This window comes from Neoroseomonas lacus, from assembly GCF_014644535.1.
In the GTDB taxonomy this organism is placed as follows: domain Bacteria; phylum Pseudomonadota; class Alphaproteobacteria; order Acetobacterales; family Acetobacteraceae; genus Neoroseomonas; species Neoroseomonas lacus.
The window spans coordinates 105,634-120,925 of record NZ_BMKW01000013.1; the positions used below are offsets into that span (position 1 = coordinate 105,634).

Consider the following 15,292-nt stretch of genomic DNA (forward strand, 5'->3'; position numbering starts at 1 on the left):
GGTCGTCAGGCCGGCAGTGTCGCGACGACCGAGCCGACCGGATTGCCGTTGCTGTCGCGGATCTCGCCTTCCACCGCCTGCGCGAGGGCTTCGGCGGCATCCACCAGGCCAAGGCGGCCCAACAGCGTCGCGAAGACACCCATTTTCGCGCGCGATGCGCCGTCGGCGAATTTCACCGCGATGCCGAGGCCCTGTTCGGGCACGAAGCCGACGACGAAGCCCTCCGCGCCGCCCTTCAGCAGCACGCGGCCCTGCGTCGCGCGCACGATCTTCCCCGTGGCGGAGTCACGTCCGGACAGATGGTCCGGAAAGGCGCGGATGGCGGATTGCAGGCGGCGGATCGCGGTACGGCGGGATTCGGTTGCGACCTTGGCCGCGGCCCAGCGCGCGGCGGCCTTCGCCATCGCCGCCATGGGCAGGGCGACCGCCGGCAGGCCGCAACCATCGGTGCCGCGCGGCAGCTTCGCCGCATCCTCGCCGAGCAGTTCCGAGAAGGCTTCGAGATACAGGCGCTGCGCCGGATGCGCCGGATCATTGTAGCTGGCGACAGGCGCACCGAGATGCTTGGTCAGCGTCAGGAAGCCGCAATGCTTGCCGGAGCAATTGTGATAGACGCGCGACCGGTCGCCGCCGGCGCGCCAGATCGCCGCCTGGTCGGCCTGGCTGCGCGGCATGTCGGGGCCGCAGACCAGTGCTGACTCCGTCAGGCCCAGGCGGTCGAGCCAGCCGCGCACCAGCGCGACCTGGAAATCCTCCGCGCTGTGGGAGGCGCAGGCGAGGGCCAGGTGTTCCTCGGTCAGCCCCGCCGCATCGGCGGCGCCAGTCTCCACCAGCGGGATCGCCTGGAACGGCTTGAGCGAGGAGCGCGGGAAGGTGACGAAGGACGGGTCGCCCCAGGATTGCAGGATGTGTCCATCCGCATCGGCGACCACGGCGACGCCGTGATGCAGGCTTTCGAGGATGCCGCCGCGGCGGATCTCGGCGAGGGGGACGAAGGTCATGGCGTGGCCTCGGGCAGGGGGATGGCGTCGGTGCCGGGGCGACCCTCCAGCACCGCATCGAACAGTTTGACCTGTTGGGGCAGGCAATGGGCGTGCAGGTCGAAGCGTTCGAGCATGGTGCGGCGCGCCGCCTTGCGCAGCGGCATGTAGCGATCGGGGTTGGCCAGCGCGTCGACCACCGCCTCGGCCATGTGGGCATGGTCGAAGAAGGGCAGCATGATGCCGTTCTTCTCGTGCTGCATGACCTCGGCGAGCGGCGGCGTGTCGGAGCCGATGACCAGCGCCTCGCAGCCCATCGCCTCGACCAGCGACCAGGAGAGTACGAAGGGGTAGGTGTAGTAGACATGCGCCTTGGTCAGACGGAACAGCGCGACGAGCCCTTCATGCGGGATGCGCCCGGTGAAGTGAACGCGTGACATGTCGAGCTTGTCGCCGACCTCCGCCATCATTGTCGCCTTCCACGATTTCCCGTCGGCGGGCAGGCGGCCATAGCCACGCTCGTCGCCGCCGACGATCACCGCATGCGCGCCGGGCCGGCGGGCGAGAATCTCGGGCAGGGCGCGCATGAAGATGTCGAAGCCGCGATAGGGTTCGAGGTTGCGCGAGACGAAGGTGACGATCTCCTCCTGCTTCGAGGCCACGAAACCATCGGGCAGCTTGACGTTGGACGGGCCGTTGGGCGTCGCGAAATTCGCATCCACGCCCTCATGGACGACGGAGGTCTTGGCGCGGATGAATTCCGGATACCGGCTGCGCTGCCACAGCGTGGGCGAAATGCCCCAATCCGTCGCTTCCAGCGACTGCGTCTGCGTCATGTTCAATGTGCGCACGCGGGCCATCTCGTCGAGCGTGACCTCCTGCGCCGGGTCGAAGCCGACATCGCCGCCGGTCGATTGGTAGTAGTACTCGCAATATTGCAGTTGCTTCGCATCGGGAAACACGTCGCGCAGGAACAGCCCCTCGCCCCAGCCCGGATGGCAGCAGATGATGTCGGGCACGAAGCCCTTCTGCTTCAGCCCCACCAGCGTGCGCGCGACAGCCTGACCGCGCCGCACCGCCGCCTCGACCGGGCGGAGGTAGCGATGGGTCTTCTCCCCCGCCCCTTCCGGCGCGGCATAGCGGATATGGATCGGGCCGGGCGGGGACTGGTTGGCGCGTTCCCCGAGGCCGATGACGCGGGCGCCCTTCCGCTTGGCGATGAGCGGCGCGAGGTGCCGGTACTGCCCCGGGAAGTTCTGGTGGATGAACAGCGCCTGGACCACGCGCCTCGTCTCCCGTTGTCGCGCCTGGTCGCTTGATGCCGGCATTCCGGCGGGCAGGCAACCTGGTCCCTGGCCGGGCGTGGCGGGACGGGCCAGGATGCCGGCCTCCACGATACGGGACGGTGTACGATGAGCTTCGATTTTGCAGGCAAGCGGGTGTTGGTGGCGGGCGGCAGCCGCGGGATCGGGCGGTCGATCGCGCTCGGCTTCACCCAGGCGGGGGCGACCGTGTCGGCCTGCGCGCGTGGTGCGGAAGGCCTCGCCTCGCTGAAGGCCGAGGGCATTGCCCATGTCCAGCCGACCGACCTCGCCGATGCCGGCCAGATCGCCAGCTGGGTCGAGGCGGCCGCCAAGGCGCTGGGCGGGATCGATGTGCTGGTCAACAACGCCTCGGGCTTCGGCGCGCCGGATACCGAGGAAGCCTGGAAGCGCGGCATCGATGTCGATGTGATGGCGACGGTGCGTGCGACGCACGCCGCGCTGGGGTACCTGCGCGCGTCGAAGGGGTGCATCGTCAACACCACCTCGATCTCGGGCTATGCGCCGTCGACGCGCTCGCCGGCCTATGCGGCGGTGAAGGCGCTGGTGATCAACTACACCGCCTCGCAGGCGGCGATGTACGCGCCAGACGGCATCCGCGTGAATGCGGTGGCGCCCGGTTCGATCGAGTTCCCCGGCGGGTCCTGGGAAAGGCGGCGCACGGATGACCCGGCCCTGTACAACCGCATCCTGGCGGGCATCCCGTTCGGCCGGCTCGGCGAGCCGGAGGAAGTGGCGGATGTGGTGCTGTTCCTGGCCTCCCCGCTGGCACGCTGGGTGACCGGGCAGACCATCATCGTAGATGGCGGGCAGATGCTGAGCTGACAGGGCCGCGACAGGCGCGCGCAGCCCTAATGCGAAGCATGAACGACTGGCAGCACCAGCGCTTCATGCAGCAGCCGCGGCAATGGCCGGTCAGCGAGGGCCGGCCTCCAGCAGGCCTTTCAGGGTGTTGAGATCGGCGGCGACCAGGCCTGCATCGCGCTCGAAATCCTCCGCCGACATGGCGGGCTGGCGGAACAGGGTGAACATCACCTCCGCCCCCGTCGCGTTCGGCACCACACGCATCGGCACATCGACTTCCGTGCCGTCGGGCAAAGTGACGGCGTGGTCCAGCACGCCATAGGCATTGGCCGGCGCGAAGCGCAGCTTCAGGCGACCGAGAGGGGATTCCACCAGCCAGCCCTCGCCCGCGCGCGTCAACCCACGGCCCAGGCCGGCCGCCCAGCGTGGCAAATTCTCCGGCTGCGAGGCGAACGCATAGACGATGCCGGCATCGCGTTCGATGCGGACGGTCAGGGTGCGGCTGTCGCGAGTCGGCATCATTCGTCTCCTGGCTTGCCGCCGCGCAGGCGCTTGGTGGTGCCGCGGCGCGTCTTTTCGTCAACGCGGCGCGCCTTGGCGGCGCGGGACGGCTTGGTCGCCCGCCGTGGCGGCGGCGGCGGCGTCGCGGCTTCGCGCAACAGTTCCAGCAGCCGTTCCTGCGCATCTTCGCGGTTGCGTTCGCGCGTGCGGTGGCGCTGGGCGGTGATGACCAGCACGCCGTCCTTGGTCATGCGCCGGCCCGCGAGCGTGACCAGGCGTTCCTTCACCGCCGTCGGCAGGTTAGGCGAGGCCATGGCCGCGAACCGCAGCTGCACTGCGGTTTCCAGCTTGTTGACGTTCTGACCGCCGGGGCCAGAAGCGCGCAGGAAATCCTCCTGCAGCTCATCCTCCTCGATGGCGATGCGGGCAGTGACGCGGATCATCATGGTGCGGGCAATGCGGTGGCGGGCATCTCGTCCTTCAGTGCGACACCGGTGGCGCCCAGCCCCTGCGCGGCACGCAGCAGCCAGGCGGCCTTGGCCGCGGCGTCGTCATAGCCCATGCCGCCGGGGCGGACATTGCTGATGCAGTTGCGCTCGGCATCAGTGCGGCCGCGCCGCGGCGCCCAGGTGATGTACAGACCCAGGCTGTCGGTGGTGGACAGGCCCGGGCGTTCGCCGATCATCACCACCACGGCGGCCGCACCGATGCGCTCGGCGATGTCGTCGCCGAGCGCAACGCGGGCCTGTTCGGCGATCACCACCGGGCCCGCTGGCAACGGCAGCATCGGCAGCAGGCGTTGCAGTACGGCCGGCGCGTGGCGCTGCACGCCGATGGCGCACAGGCCGTCCGCTACGACGAGGGCGACGCTGCCCGGCGCGTGCGGCAAGGTCACGCCATCGGCCAGCCGGCGACCAAGGTCGGGTCGCAGCAGATAGGTTCGCCGGTCCGGCGCGCTGCTGTGCACCAGCGTCACCGGCAGGCCGATCGCGGCCGCCAGCGCCGGCACGTCCAGCGCCGACCACACCGCATCCCGTGCCCGCGCATGCGCTTCCTGGAAGTCGAGATGCGCCGCGGTCGGCACCGCTGTACCGGCGCGGCCCAAACCGACGCGGGCGTCGGTAAAGCGTCGCAGGTCGCGCCAGAGGGCGGGCGCGTGGGACGGCCGGTTCAACGCGGCATCGTCGCGCGCGTTCATGCCAGCCCGATCAGCGCCGGCGACAGTCGCGCGGGGATGTGTTCCGCGTCGAGCCCGATGCCCATGCGCGCGAGCCACGCCTCGAACTCCGGCGCCGCGCGCTTGCCCAGCATCGCCCGCGCCGTGAGCCCATCATGGAAGGAGGTGGATTGGTAGGCGAGCATGACGTCATCCGCCCCCGGCACGCCCATCACATAGGTGACGCCGGCGACGGCGAGGCAGGTCAGTAGCGTGTCCATGTCGTCCTGGTCGGCCTCGGCATGGTTGGTGTAGCAAACATCGACGCCCATCGGCAGGCCGAGCAGCTTGCCGCAGCAGTGGTCCTCGAGGCCCGCGCGCAGGATCTGCTTGCCGTCGAACAGGTATTCCGGGCCGATGAAGCCGACCACGGTGTTGACCAGCAGCGGCGCGAATTCCCGCGCGACCGCATAGGCGCGCGCCTCGATGGTCTGCTGGTCCACGCCGTGATGCGCCTCGGCGGACAGGGCGCTGCCCTGGCCGGTCTCGAAATACATGACGTTGTCGCCCAGCGTGCCGCGGCCCAGCGCCAGCGCCTGTTCCCGCGCCTCCTTCAGCACCGAGAGCGACACGCCGAAGGAGGTGTTCGTGGCCTCGGTGCCGCCGATCGACTGGAACACCAGATCGACCGGGGCGCCGCGTTCCATCGCCAGCATCGTCGTCGTCACATGCGACAGCACGCAGGTCTGGGTGGGGATCTCGTAGCGGTCACGCACACGGTCGAGCATGTCGAGCACGCGCATCACCGCCTCGACATTGTCGGTGGCGGGGTTGATGCCAATCACCGCATCCCCCGCACCAAGCAGCAGCCCGTCGAGCACCCCCGCCGCGATGCCGTGCGGATCGTCGGTCGGGTGGTTCGGCTGCAGGCGGATGGACAGCGTCCCCGGCAGGCCAATGGTGTTGCGGAAGCGCGTGACGACGCGGCATTTCGCGGCCACCTGTATCAAGTCGGCGACGCGCATGATCTTGGACACGGCCGCCGCCATCTCCGGCATCAATCCCGGCGCCAAGGCGGTGACCGCCGCCGGGTCGGCGGCGAGCAGCCAGTCGCGGAAGCCGCCCACGGTCAGGTGCCGCACCGGGGCGAAGGAAGCGGCGTCGTGGCGGTCGATGATCAGCCGCGTGACCTCGTCGGCCTCATAGGGGATCACCGTCTCGTTGAGGAAATGCGCGAGTGGCAGGTCGGCCAGCGCCCGCTGCGCCGCGATGCGCTCGGCGGCGCTCTCGGCCGCCACCCCGGCCAGGGCGTCGCCCGAACGCAGCGGCGTGGCCCGCGCCAGCAGGGTTTTCAGGTCGTCGAAGACGAAGCGCGTGCCGCCGATGGTCTGCGTGAAGGGCATGGTAGCCCCATGATGCCGCGCCGAGTGGCGGTCTTGCCAGCCTCTCGCCTCGCCCTAGGATGCTCTGGAGCCGATTTTCGAGGAAACGAATGGATCCCAACGCGATCGACAAGGCGCCGGACGCAGCCGCCGCCTGGCCCGACCAGATCTATGACCTGCTGAAGAAGCATGAGATCCGCCAGGTCTGCCTGGTGCCGGATGCCGGTCACTCCCGCCTGATCAAGCGCTGCCTGGCCGACAACGAGATCACGGTCACCACGCTCACCACCGAGGAAGAAGGCATCGCCCTGATGCAGGGCGCCTGGCTGGGCGGCGACAAAGCCGTGCTACTGATGCAGTCCTCGGGCGTCGGCAACTGCATCAACATGCTGTCGCTAAGTCACATCCATCGCTGCCCGATGCCGATGCTGGTGACGATGCGCGGCGATTTCGGCGAGTTCAACCCGGCGCAGATCCCGATGGGCAATGCCACCCAGGCGGTGCTCGAAGCCATGGGCACGCTGGTCAAGCGCGCCGACACGCCCGAGGACATCGCGCCGACCGTGGATGCAACCATCCGCATGGCCTTCAACACCTTCCGCCCGACCGCGACGCTGATCGGCCAGCGCGTCATCGGTGCCAAGACCTTCGGGAAGGACTGAGACGATGCTGGCTGAATCCGGAAAGATCGACCGGCGCGAGATGACGCGCGCCCTGCTTGCCGACCGCGGCGACCTCGCCGTCATCGCCGGCCTTGGCGCACCCTGCTGGGACATCACGGCGGTGGGCGACCATCCGCTGAACCTGCCGCTGTGGGGCGGCATGGGGGCGGCGGCGATGATCGGCCTCGGCCTCGCGCTCGCTCAGCCGGACCGCAAGGTGCTGGTGATCACCGGTGATGGCGAGATGCTGATGGGAATCGGCGCGCTCGCGACCATCGCGGTGAAGAAGCCGAAGAACCTGTCCATCGTGGTGCAGGACAATGAGCATTACGGCGAGACCGGCATGCAGGAGACCGCCACCAAATACGGTGTCGACCTGGTGGCGATGGCCAAGGGTGCCGGCTTCAAGCACACGATGTTCGTCATCAAGCCGGAGGAAGTGCCCGCTCTGCGCGCCGCGATCCATGCCGGCGAGGGCCCGTTCTTCGCCGTGGTGAAGATCGACGCCAGCAGCCACAAGCTGGTGCTGCCGCCGCGCGACGGCTCGATCATCCAGAACCGCATGCGCGAGGCCATCCTCGGCCCGGCGGCGCATCACCAGCTCTGACGCCGAAGGGGGGCGAAAGCCCCCCTGTCATGACGTGAACCGGCGAAGACCGGTGCCAAGCAACAGGGAGCAGACGCATGAATCGCCGCAGCCTGATCGCCGGGATCGCCGCCCTTGGGGCCACGCGCCCGGTCTTCGCCCAGGGGTCCTGGACGCCCGACCGGCCCATTCGCCTCGTCGTTCCCTATGCGCCGGGCGGCAGTTCCGATGTCACGGCGCGGCTGGTGGCCGCGGCGATCGCCCCCGCGCTTGGCCAGCCCGTGGTGGTCGAGAATCGCCCGGGCGCCGCCGGCAATATCGGTTCCGAGGCCGTGGCGCGGGCCGCGCCGGACGGCCATACGCTGTTGCTGGGCACCAGTTCCACCCACGCCACCAATGTCGCGCTGTACCGCAACCTGCCCTACCAGCCGCTGCGGGACTTCGCGCCGGTCAGCCAGGTCGCCTTCATCCCGAACCTGCTGGTGGTGCATCCCGATGTCCCGGCGCATGACCTGCCGGCACTGATCGCCCTCGCCAAGGCGCAGCCGGGCGCTCTCAATTTCGGCAATGCCGGCTCGGGCACGTCGCAGCATCTGTCGGCGGCGATGATCGCCTCGAAGGCCGAGATCGACGTCACGCACGTCTCCTATCGCGGCGGTGCGCCAGCGGTCACCGACCTGCTCGGCGGCAAGATCCAGGCGATGGCAGCGCCGCTGGTCGAGGTCGTCGCCCATGTCCAGGCCGGCCGGCTGCGCGCCATTGCGGTTACCACCGCGCGACGTTCTTCGCTCCTGCCGGATGTCCCGACCATCGCCGAGACCATCCCCGGCTTCGAGGTGGCGCTGTGGAACGGCATCTTCGCGCCTGCCGGCACGCCACCGGCCGCCGTGCTGCGGATCTCCGCGGCCATCGCGGAGGCGATGCGCACGGACGACATGCGCACGAAGCTCGCCCAGCAGGGCAGCGAGCCGGTCGGCTCCACGCCCGAGGTCTTCGCCACCTTCATCGCCGCCGAGATCCCGAAATGGGCGGAGCTTGTCCGCATCTCCGGCGCCACCGTCGAATAGGAATCGCCATGCCGCACGTCGTCTGCCTGCGCCCGCTTCACCCCGACGCCATGGCCCGGCTGCGCGCCGAGCCGGGCTACACCATCACCCTGCTCGACCCGGTCACGCCCGAGACCCTGGCGGAGCCGATGAAGACCGCCGATGCCATCATCGTCCGCGCGACGAAGATCGACCGCGCCTTCCTCGCCAATGCGCCGATGCTGCAGATCTGCGCGCGGCACGGCGTGGGTTATGACGCGGTGGATGTCGAGGCGCTGACCGAACGCGGCATTCCGCTGACGGTCACGCCGGATGCGAACGCCGTCTCGGTCGCCGAGCACGCGATGATGCTGATGCTGACCACGGCGCGGCGCACCATCGACTACGACCGCAACACCAAATCGCTCGACTGGGGGCCGAAGCCGTCGCTGCGCACGCTCGACCTCGCCGGGCTGACGGTGCTGGTGGTGGGATTCGGGCGGATCGGCGGGCGCGTCGCGCGGCTGTGCCAGGCCTTCGGGATGGAGGTGCTGGTCCACGACCCCTATATTCCGCAGAACACCATCAAGGGTGCAGGGTTCAAGCCGGTGAAGCTGCTCCATGAAGGCCTGGCCGCCGCCGATATCGTCACCACCCATTGCCCGTCCAACACCGAGACGCGCGGGATGGTAAACGCCACCTTCTTCGCGGCGATGAAGCCGGGTGCCGCCTATATCAACACCGCGCGCGGCACGCTGGTGGATGAGGCGGCGCTGACCAATGCGCTGAAATCCGGCCATCTCGGCGCCGTCGGCATGGATGTGTTCTGGGAGGAGCCGGTGACGACCAAGCTTCCCTTCCTCGACTTCCCCAACGTCGTCGTCTCGCCCCATTCCGCGGCGGCGACCGAACAATCCACGCGGCGCATGGGGCTGTCCTGCGCCGAGAGCATCTTCGCCCATCTCAAGGGCCAGCTCGACCCCGACGTCGTCATCAACAAGGAGGTGCTCCGCGGCAACGCGTGAGCAGCACGACCATGACGAATCCGCTTCTCGTCCTTGCCGACCATGCCGCCACTTGGAGGGCCCGCCCGCTCGAGGCCGAGGTCGCGCATCATGCGCGGCGCGCCCTGGTGGATTGGTTCGCCGCCCTGCTCGCCGGCGCCTGGCGCGAACCGGCGACGCTGATGTCCGCCGCGCTGGAGGACGAGACGCGCGGCGGTGGCGGCGCGGTCTGCTACGTGACCGGCCGCCGCGTGCCGGTGCGCCATGCCGCGCTGCTCAACGGCACGGCGTCGCATACCGTCGAGTTCGACGACATCTATCGCTACGCCGTCTATCACCCGGGCTGCCCGACCATCGCGGCGGCGCTGGCCGCCGCGCAAGCGCGCGGGACGGATATGGAAGCGCTGCTGCGCGCGATGGCTGCGGGCTATGAAGTGTCCTGCCGCATCGGCCTCGCGGTGCAGCCGTCGCATTACAATTTCTGGCATACGACCGGCACGGTCGGCACCTTTGGCGCAGCGGCTTCGGTCGCCGTGCTACTGGATTGCGACGCGACCCGCACGGCGCATGCCATCGCCACCGCGGCGACCATGGCCGGCGGGCTGCAGCAGGCCTTCCGTGGCGAAGGCATGTCGAAGCCGCTGCATCCGGGCCATGCGGCCGAGGCCGGCGCGCTGGCCGCGATGGCAGCGGCAAAGGGGATGACCGGGGCGCTCGATGTGCTGCATGGCCCCGCTGGTTTCGCAGCCGCGACCAGCGAGGACACCGGCAAGTGGGACAAGTCGCTGGCGAAGATCGGCCAGCCCTTCGCCATCACCGACATGACCTTCAAGAATCATGGTTGCTGCGGGCATATCTTCGCCGCGCTCGATGCGGTGCGCGATCTGCATCTTGAAGTGGGCTTCAAGCCGGAGGACGTCGTCTCGATCGCCGTCGGCGGCTACAAGGCGACGAAGGATGTATGCGACCGGCCGACCGCGCAGACCGAGCAGGATTGCCGCTTCTCGACCCAGTTCACCGTCGCGACGATGCTGCTTCATGGCGGCGTGCGGCTGGCGGCGTTTGAGCCCGCGCGGCTGTCCGACCCGGCGATCCGCGCGCTGATGGGCAAGGTGACGGTGGCGCTCGACGCCGAATGCGCCGCTGCCTTCCCGGCGAAGCGCTCGGCCAAGGTGGCGATCACGCTGAAGGATGGCCGCGTGCTGAACCGCCACCAGCATACGCGCAAGGGTGACCCCGACGCGCCGCTGACGGATCAGGACCTCTCCGACAAGTTCCTGGAACTGACGTCCGATGCGGTGGGGGCGGCCCAGGCCAAGGCGCTTCTGGCACAGCTGTGGGAGGGCTCGGCCTTGCCGGGGATCGTGCCGCTGGTGGCCAATCAGGCGCGCGCCGCGGAATGATCATGATGGCCAGAGGGGCGGAGGCCCCGAAGAGCTGAAGCGACGCTCACCGGCGGGGGGGAGGACGACCCTCCCCCGAGCCGACTACTTGCGCTTGCCGTCGACGCGGACGAGCTGCGAGATCGCCAGCGCGGCACGGCCGGACGCCTTCGCGATTTCGTTGTCCTGTTCCTCGATGACCTTACGGGCCGGCTCATCGCCGTCGAGCCCACCGAGGATCTCCGCGGGAACCTTGCGGTTCGAGCGGCGGCTGCCGTCTTCATAGAAAACGTCGAACAGCACGAAGTTGGCTTTGCTGCCTGGTTTGGCGGCCATGTCTGTCTCTCCTCCGCGCGTCAGTCCCGCGCGGGTTCCTCGGCCTCGGTGTTCTCGGGCTCGTCATCGTCCAGTCCGGAGGCCTTGCGCTTGGCGACCGCTTCTTCGCGTTCGCGCAGCTTCGCTTCCTTCTTGGCCTGCTTCGACCGGCTCACGTCGGCACGCTGTTGGCCGTAATTGGGCTTTCGCGCCACGGCGTTTCTCCGCGTGTCAGAGATGGAAAGGGCGACCCGAAGGCCGCCCCTTGGAAGTCTCAGGCGAGGCGGAGGTTGCCCGCCGAAATCTTGCCCTGCTGCCCGCGCTGCAGCTCGAACTCGACCTTGTCGCCTTCATTGAGGCCGTTCAGGCCGGAACGCTGCACGTCGCTGATGTGCACGAACACGTCCTTGCTGCCGTCTTCCGGCTGAATGAAGCCGTAGCCCTTGGTCGCGTTGAACCACTTAACGGTACCGATGCTCATGCCGATGTCTCCGGGTTGAGCGTTGCCGCCACACGACATTGCGCGGCGGAAATGCCGGCGCGCACGGTGCGCGACGGGCCAGCCATCGCTGCGGCTCAACCATAGGGAAGGCACGGAGAGCAGGTCCGAGATGCGGACCGGACGAGGTGACGGAGGGGATATGCGCGTTCCCTCCTCCGAATGCAAATCCAATCGGCCGCCCGACGATGCGCCCCACCGCGCACCGTGAACGACGACGCCGAGACGTTGGGCGCCCGCATCAACCGCCCATCATCCCGCGCGAGCGCCGGTCGTGTTCAGGATCGGCAGCCAGCGGTCCATCTCCGCCTTCAGGAAGCCGCGCAACGCCGCCGCATCGCCGGGGCGCGGTTCGACGCCGCGCTGCGCAAAGCGCTCCTGCACCGCCGGATCGGCCAGCACCTCGAGTGTCGCCGCGCTCAGCCGCGCGACGATGGCCGGGGGTGTCGATGCCGGCGCATAGAGCGCCTGCCAGGACGAGGTCTCGTACCCCGCCACGCCGGCTTCCTGCATCGTCGGCAGGTCTGGTACCAGGCGCGACCGCCGTGCCGTCGTCACGGCCAAGCCGCGCGCGCGATTATCCTGCATCAGCGGTGCGAGCAGCGTCTGGCTGTCGATCATGAACTCCACCCGGCCGGCGATGAAATCCGTCACCGCCGCCGGCGTGCCGCGATACTGCACGATGGTGAAATCCACCCCGGCGAGCTTCTTCAGCAATTCCCCCGCGAGATGGGAGGCCGCGCCGATGCCGGTAGTCGCGAAGGTCGCCTCGCCGTTACGGCTGCGCAGCCAGGCGAGCAGGCTCGGGATATCGGTCGCCGGCACCGCCGGATTCACCGCGACAATGAAGGGCTGCTCGCCCAGCAGCGCGATCGGCGCGAAATCGGCGACGGGATCGATGCCGGAATCGGGGAACAGTGCCGGGATGACGCTATGCGCCGCGCCGTTCAGCAGCAGCGTATAGCCATCCGCGGGCGCGCGGGTGACGTTGCGCGCGCCGATCGTGCTGCCGGCGCCGGGCGTGTTCTCGATGACAATCGCCTGCCCCAGTTTGCGCGACAGCGGCTCGGACAGGATGCGCGCCACCACGTCGATCACACCACCGGCGCCGAAGGGCACGACGACGCGCACCGGATGCGATGGATAAGGCGCCTGGGCACGGGCGATGGCCGGCGCGGCGAGCAGGGCGGCAAGCAGGGGGCGGCGTGGCAACATCGTGATGTCTCCCGATCGATCGATCGCAGCTTAGTGTGCGCGCGGGAATGCGCCACGGCGCGCGTTCCCATGCGCGGCACCATCCGGCGGCGCCCCCTCCAGAGGTGCATTTGGGAGGGTGCCGGATTCATGAAACGGCCCAGAACAGGGCCGCGACGATCACCCACCGGTTTGCGCGCTGCTGCCAGAAGGCGGGCCGCACCATCCCTGCCCGCTTGGGCGCCCAGTTGTCGCGCCGATGCGGCCAGTCTGTGGCGATGCGGTTGCGCCCGCGCGCCCGCCGGGCCATGACCGGGGCTGGATGAATTACCGTCACGCCTTCCACGCCGGCAACCACGCTGACTGCCTGAAGCACGCGCTGCTGCTGCTTTTGCTCGACGCGCTGCGACGCAAGGAGGCGCCCTTCGCGGTGCTCGACACCCATGCCGGGCGCGGCCTCTATGACCTCGCGGCCGATGAGGCAGCGCGAACCGGCGAGGCTGCGCGTGGCGCGCTGCGGCTGCAGGGGATCACCGAGGGGCCGCTCGCCCCCTTCATCGCGGCGTTGGCGGCGCAGGGGTTTCCGGCGCGTTATCCAGGCTCCCCGGCGCTGATCCGCGCGGCGCTGCGGCCGCAGGACCGGCTCGCCTGCTGCGAATTGCACCCGGAGGACCATGCCGCGCTCCGCGCGCTGTTCGCGCGGGACCGCCAAGTGGCGGTGCATCGGCGCGACGCCTATGAGGCGATCCGCGCCCTGACACCCTTCCCGGAGCGCCGTGGCCTGGTGCTGCTCGACCCGCCCTTCGAGGCGGAGGACGAGTTTGATCGCCTCACCGCCGGGATCGTGGAGTTGCAGCGGCGGTTCCGTGCCGGGATGATTGCCGCCTGGTATCCGGTGAAACACCGCGCGCCGGTGCGCGACTTCCATGACGCGTTGCGCGGCGCCGGGGTGCGGGACGTGATCGCCACCGAGATGTGGTTGCGCGAGCCGATCGATCCCCGGCGGTTGAACGGCAGCGGGTTGCTGGTGGTGAAGGCACCCTTCGGCTTCGAGGCGGCGGCACGAGGCGTGCTCTCAGCGCTGCTGGCGGGGTTGGAGCACGAGGCCGGGGCAGGGGTGGCGGTGACGCGGGTGGTGGCGGAATGAGAGGCGATGGGCGCGCGGTGAAGGGCTTTGCCCCTCTCCGGACCTCTCCCCACCAAAGGCCTCAGGGCCTTTGGAAACCAATACCTGGCGCCAGGGTTGAACGTGTTCGCCGCCGTGCCGGGCTTTCGGATCCCGGCACCTCCTTTCGCGGCAAGCCCTCATGCCAAGGCATGGCATCGCAACAGGTCGCACCCAAAGGATGGCCGCTTGTGGCGGAGTTCAACCGCAGCCTTCCCGGCACGCGCGCCGCGCCCAGCGCCAAATTGAGGTGTCCAGAGGCCCTTAGGCCTTTGGCGGGGTGGTTTGGAGGGGCGGCGCCCCTCCATGTCGGATGCAGTCCATGACCAAGACAATCGCCATCCTCGGTGCCGGCGCCTGGGGCACCGCGCTGGCCATCCAGGCCGCCCGTGCCGGCCGGCGCGTCACCCTGTGGGCGCGCGACCCGGCTGTGGCCGCCGCGATCGCCGCGACGCGCGAGAATGCCCGCTACCTGCCCGGTATCACGCTGCCCGCGGCAGTGACGGTTACCGCCGATGCGAATGTCGCGCTTAACGGGGCTGCCCTCGCCTTGCTGGTGGTGCCGGCGCAGGCGCTGGCCGGTGTGTTGTCGGCCATGCCGGTGAGGGCGGTGCCATTGCTGGCCTGTTGCAAGGGTGTCGAGGCCGGCAGCCTGCGACTGCCGCTGGAGGTGGTGGCGGCGCTGCGGCCGGGCGTGCCGGCAGGCGTGCTGTCGGGGCCGAATTTCGCGCATGAGGTGGCGCGCGGCCTGCCCGCCGCCGCGGTGGTCGCCGCCGCCGACGCGTCGTTGCGGGAGTCCGGGCTGGCGCTGCTCTCCTCCGCCGCCTTCCGGCTTTATGGCGGAGAGGACCCGATCGGCGCGGAGGTCGGCGGGGCGGCGAAGAATGTCATCGCCATCGCGGCGGGCGCGGTGATCGGGGCCGGCCTGGGGGAGAATGCCCGCGCCGCGCTGGTCACCCGGGGGCTCGCCGAGTTGTCGCGCCTGGCGGTCGCGCTGGGCGGGCGGGCGGAGACGGCGGCGGGCCTGACGGGGCTTGGCGACCTGATGCTGACCTGCGCCGGGCCGGGCAGCCGCAACATGTCGCTCGGCCTGGCCTTGGGGCGGGGGGATAGCCTGGCCTCGGTGCTGGCGGGCCGCGCCGGCGTGACCGAGGGCGTGACGACCGCGCCGGCCATTGTCGCGCGCGCCGCGGCGGCTGGGGTGGAATTGCCGATCTGCGAGGCGGTGGCCGACCTGGTGGCCGAACGGATCACGGTGCCGGAGGCAATGGCGCGCCTGCTGGCGCGACCGCGCCGCGCGGAATAGTGCAACGTC

Annotated in this window: 18 protein-coding genes; 8 read left to right on the forward strand and 10 right to left on the reverse strand. The window is 69.6% G+C overall.

Annotated features, from left to right (window positions below; translation table 11 throughout):
* Positions 1 to 5: 5 nt before the first annotated feature.
* Both IEY36_RS23720 and IEY36_RS23725 read right to left on the reverse strand, forming a co-directional pair.
* The gene (locus IEY36_RS23720; protein ID WP_188971540.1) at positions 6 to 1,001 is read right to left on the reverse strand and encodes an asparaginase; all 996 of its coding nucleotides are present in this window, start codon (positions 999 to 1,001) and stop codon (positions 6 to 8) included.
* Positions 998 to 2,263: a glycosyltransferase family 4 protein gene (locus IEY36_RS23725; RefSeq protein ID WP_188971542.1), complete on the reverse strand. Its 1,266-nt coding sequence runs from the start codon at positions 2,261 to 2,263 to the stop codon at positions 998 to 1,000. The genes IEY36_RS23720 and IEY36_RS23725 overlap by 4 nt, the downstream gene beginning before the upstream one ends.
* A 129-nt stretch (positions 2,264 to 2,392) precedes the next feature.
* Here IEY36_RS23725 and IEY36_RS23730 point away from each other — a divergent pair, with 129 nt between their 5' ends.
* Positions 2,393 to 3,127 carry an SDR family NAD(P)-dependent oxidoreductase gene (locus tag IEY36_RS23730; RefSeq protein WP_188971544.1) on the forward strand — a complete coding sequence of 245 codons (735 nt, stop codon included), beginning with the start codon at positions 2,393 to 2,395 and terminating at the stop codon, positions 3,125 to 3,127.
* 90 nt (positions 3,128 to 3,217) lie between these two features.
* Here IEY36_RS23730 and IEY36_RS23735 read toward each other — a convergent pair whose 3' ends face one another.
* From IEY36_RS23735 to IEY36_RS23750, 4 genes are read right to left on the reverse strand one after another with little or no spacing between them, the layout of a single operon-like run.
* Positions 3,218 to 3,628 carry an SRPBCC family protein gene (locus IEY36_RS23735; protein ID WP_229681535.1) on the reverse strand — a complete coding sequence of 137 codons (411 nt, stop codon included), beginning with the start codon at positions 3,626 to 3,628 and terminating at the stop codon, positions 3,218 to 3,220.
* Complete coding sequence (gene arfB, locus IEY36_RS23740; protein WP_373290343.1) at positions 3,625 to 4,053, reverse strand: alternative ribosome rescue aminoacyl-tRNA hydrolase ArfB; 429 nt, start codon at positions 4,051 to 4,053, stop codon at positions 3,625 to 3,627. The genes IEY36_RS23735 and arfB overlap by 4 nt, the downstream gene beginning before the upstream one ends.
* Positions 4,050 to 4,805: an ethanolamine ammonia-lyase subunit EutC gene (gene eutC / locus IEY36_RS23745; protein WP_188971546.1), complete on the reverse strand. Its 756-nt coding sequence runs from the start codon at positions 4,803 to 4,805 to the stop codon at positions 4,050 to 4,052. The genes arfB and eutC overlap by 4 nt, the downstream gene beginning before the upstream one ends.
* Entirely contained in the window at positions 4,802 to 6,166 is a 1,365-nt protein-coding gene (locus IEY36_RS23750; RefSeq protein ID WP_188971548.1) for an ethanolamine ammonia-lyase subunit EutB, read from the reverse strand. The genes eutC and IEY36_RS23750 overlap by 4 nt, the downstream gene beginning before the upstream one ends.
* A gap of 89 nt (positions 6,167 to 6,255) precedes the next feature.
* Between IEY36_RS23750 and IEY36_RS23755 the strand changes: the two genes are divergently transcribed.
* The 5 genes from IEY36_RS23755 (at position 6,256) to IEY36_RS23775 (ending at position 10,825) form a co-directional block, all read left to right on the forward strand.
* Positions 6,256 to 6,807, forward strand: a complete 552-nt coding sequence (locus tag IEY36_RS23755) for a thiamine pyrophosphate-binding protein (RefSeq protein WP_188971550.1) — start codon at positions 6,256 to 6,258, stop codon at positions 6,805 to 6,807.
* Between the two features lie 4 nt (positions 6,808 to 6,811).
* Positions 6,812 to 7,414 carry a thiamine pyrophosphate-dependent enzyme gene (locus IEY36_RS23760; RefSeq protein ID WP_229681536.1) on the forward strand — a complete coding sequence of 201 codons (603 nt, stop codon included), beginning with the start codon at positions 6,812 to 6,814 and terminating at the stop codon, positions 7,412 to 7,414.
* 77 nt (positions 7,415 to 7,491) lie between these two features.
* On the forward strand, positions 7,492 to 8,460 hold the full coding sequence (locus IEY36_RS23765; RefSeq protein WP_188971552.1) for a Bug family tripartite tricarboxylate transporter substrate binding protein: 969 nt from the start codon (positions 7,492 to 7,494) through the stop codon (positions 8,458 to 8,460).
* A gap of 8 nt (positions 8,461 to 8,468) precedes the next feature.
* On the forward strand, positions 8,469 to 9,443 hold the full coding sequence (locus IEY36_RS23770; protein ID WP_188971554.1) for a hydroxyacid dehydrogenase: 975 nt from the start codon (positions 8,469 to 8,471) through the stop codon (positions 9,441 to 9,443).
* Between the two features lie 11 nt (positions 9,444 to 9,454).
* On the forward strand, positions 9,455 to 10,825 hold the full coding sequence (locus IEY36_RS23775; RefSeq protein WP_188971556.1) for an MmgE/PrpD family protein: 1,371 nt from the start codon (positions 9,455 to 9,457) through the stop codon (positions 10,823 to 10,825).
* 84 nt (positions 10,826 to 10,909) lie between these two features.
* On the opposite strand, the gene IEY36_RS23780 is transcribed toward IEY36_RS23775, so the two are convergent.
* The 4 genes from IEY36_RS23780 to IEY36_RS23795 form a co-directional block, all read right to left on the reverse strand.
* Entirely contained in the window at positions 10,910 to 11,140 is a 231-nt protein-coding gene (locus IEY36_RS23780) for a hypothetical protein (protein WP_188971558.1), read from the reverse strand.
* A gap of 20 nt (positions 11,141 to 11,160) precedes the next feature.
* A complete protein-coding gene (locus IEY36_RS23785) occupies positions 11,161 to 11,334 on the reverse strand; it encodes a hypothetical protein (RefSeq protein ID WP_188971561.1) in 174 nt (57 codons plus the stop codon).
* Positions 11,335 to 11,393: 59 nt separating this feature from the next.
* Positions 11,394 to 11,600: a cold-shock protein gene (locus IEY36_RS23790; RefSeq protein ID WP_168043352.1), complete on the reverse strand. Its 207-nt coding sequence runs from the start codon at positions 11,598 to 11,600 to the stop codon at positions 11,394 to 11,396.
* 270 nt (positions 11,601 to 11,870) lie between these two features.
* Positions 11,871 to 12,833, reverse strand: coding sequence for a tripartite tricarboxylate transporter substrate binding protein (locus tag IEY36_RS23795; RefSeq protein WP_188971563.1), 963 nt, complete (start codon positions 12,831 to 12,833; stop codon positions 11,871 to 11,873).
* A 301-nt stretch (positions 12,834 to 13,134) separates the two neighbouring features.
* Here IEY36_RS23795 and IEY36_RS23800 point away from each other — a divergent pair, with 301 nt between their 5' ends.
* Both IEY36_RS23800 and IEY36_RS23805 read left to right on the forward strand, forming a co-directional pair.
* Complete coding sequence (locus IEY36_RS23800; protein WP_188971565.1) at positions 13,135 to 13,959, forward strand: 23S rRNA (adenine(2030)-N(6))-methyltransferase RlmJ; 825 nt, start codon at positions 13,135 to 13,137, stop codon at positions 13,957 to 13,959.
* Positions 13,960 to 14,290: 331 nt separating this feature from the next.
* Positions 14,291 to 15,283: an NAD(P)H-dependent glycerol-3-phosphate dehydrogenase gene (locus IEY36_RS23805; RefSeq protein WP_373290344.1), complete on the forward strand. Its 993-nt coding sequence runs from the start codon at positions 14,291 to 14,293 to the stop codon at positions 15,281 to 15,283.
* Positions 15,284 to 15,292: the final 9 nt, after the last annotated feature.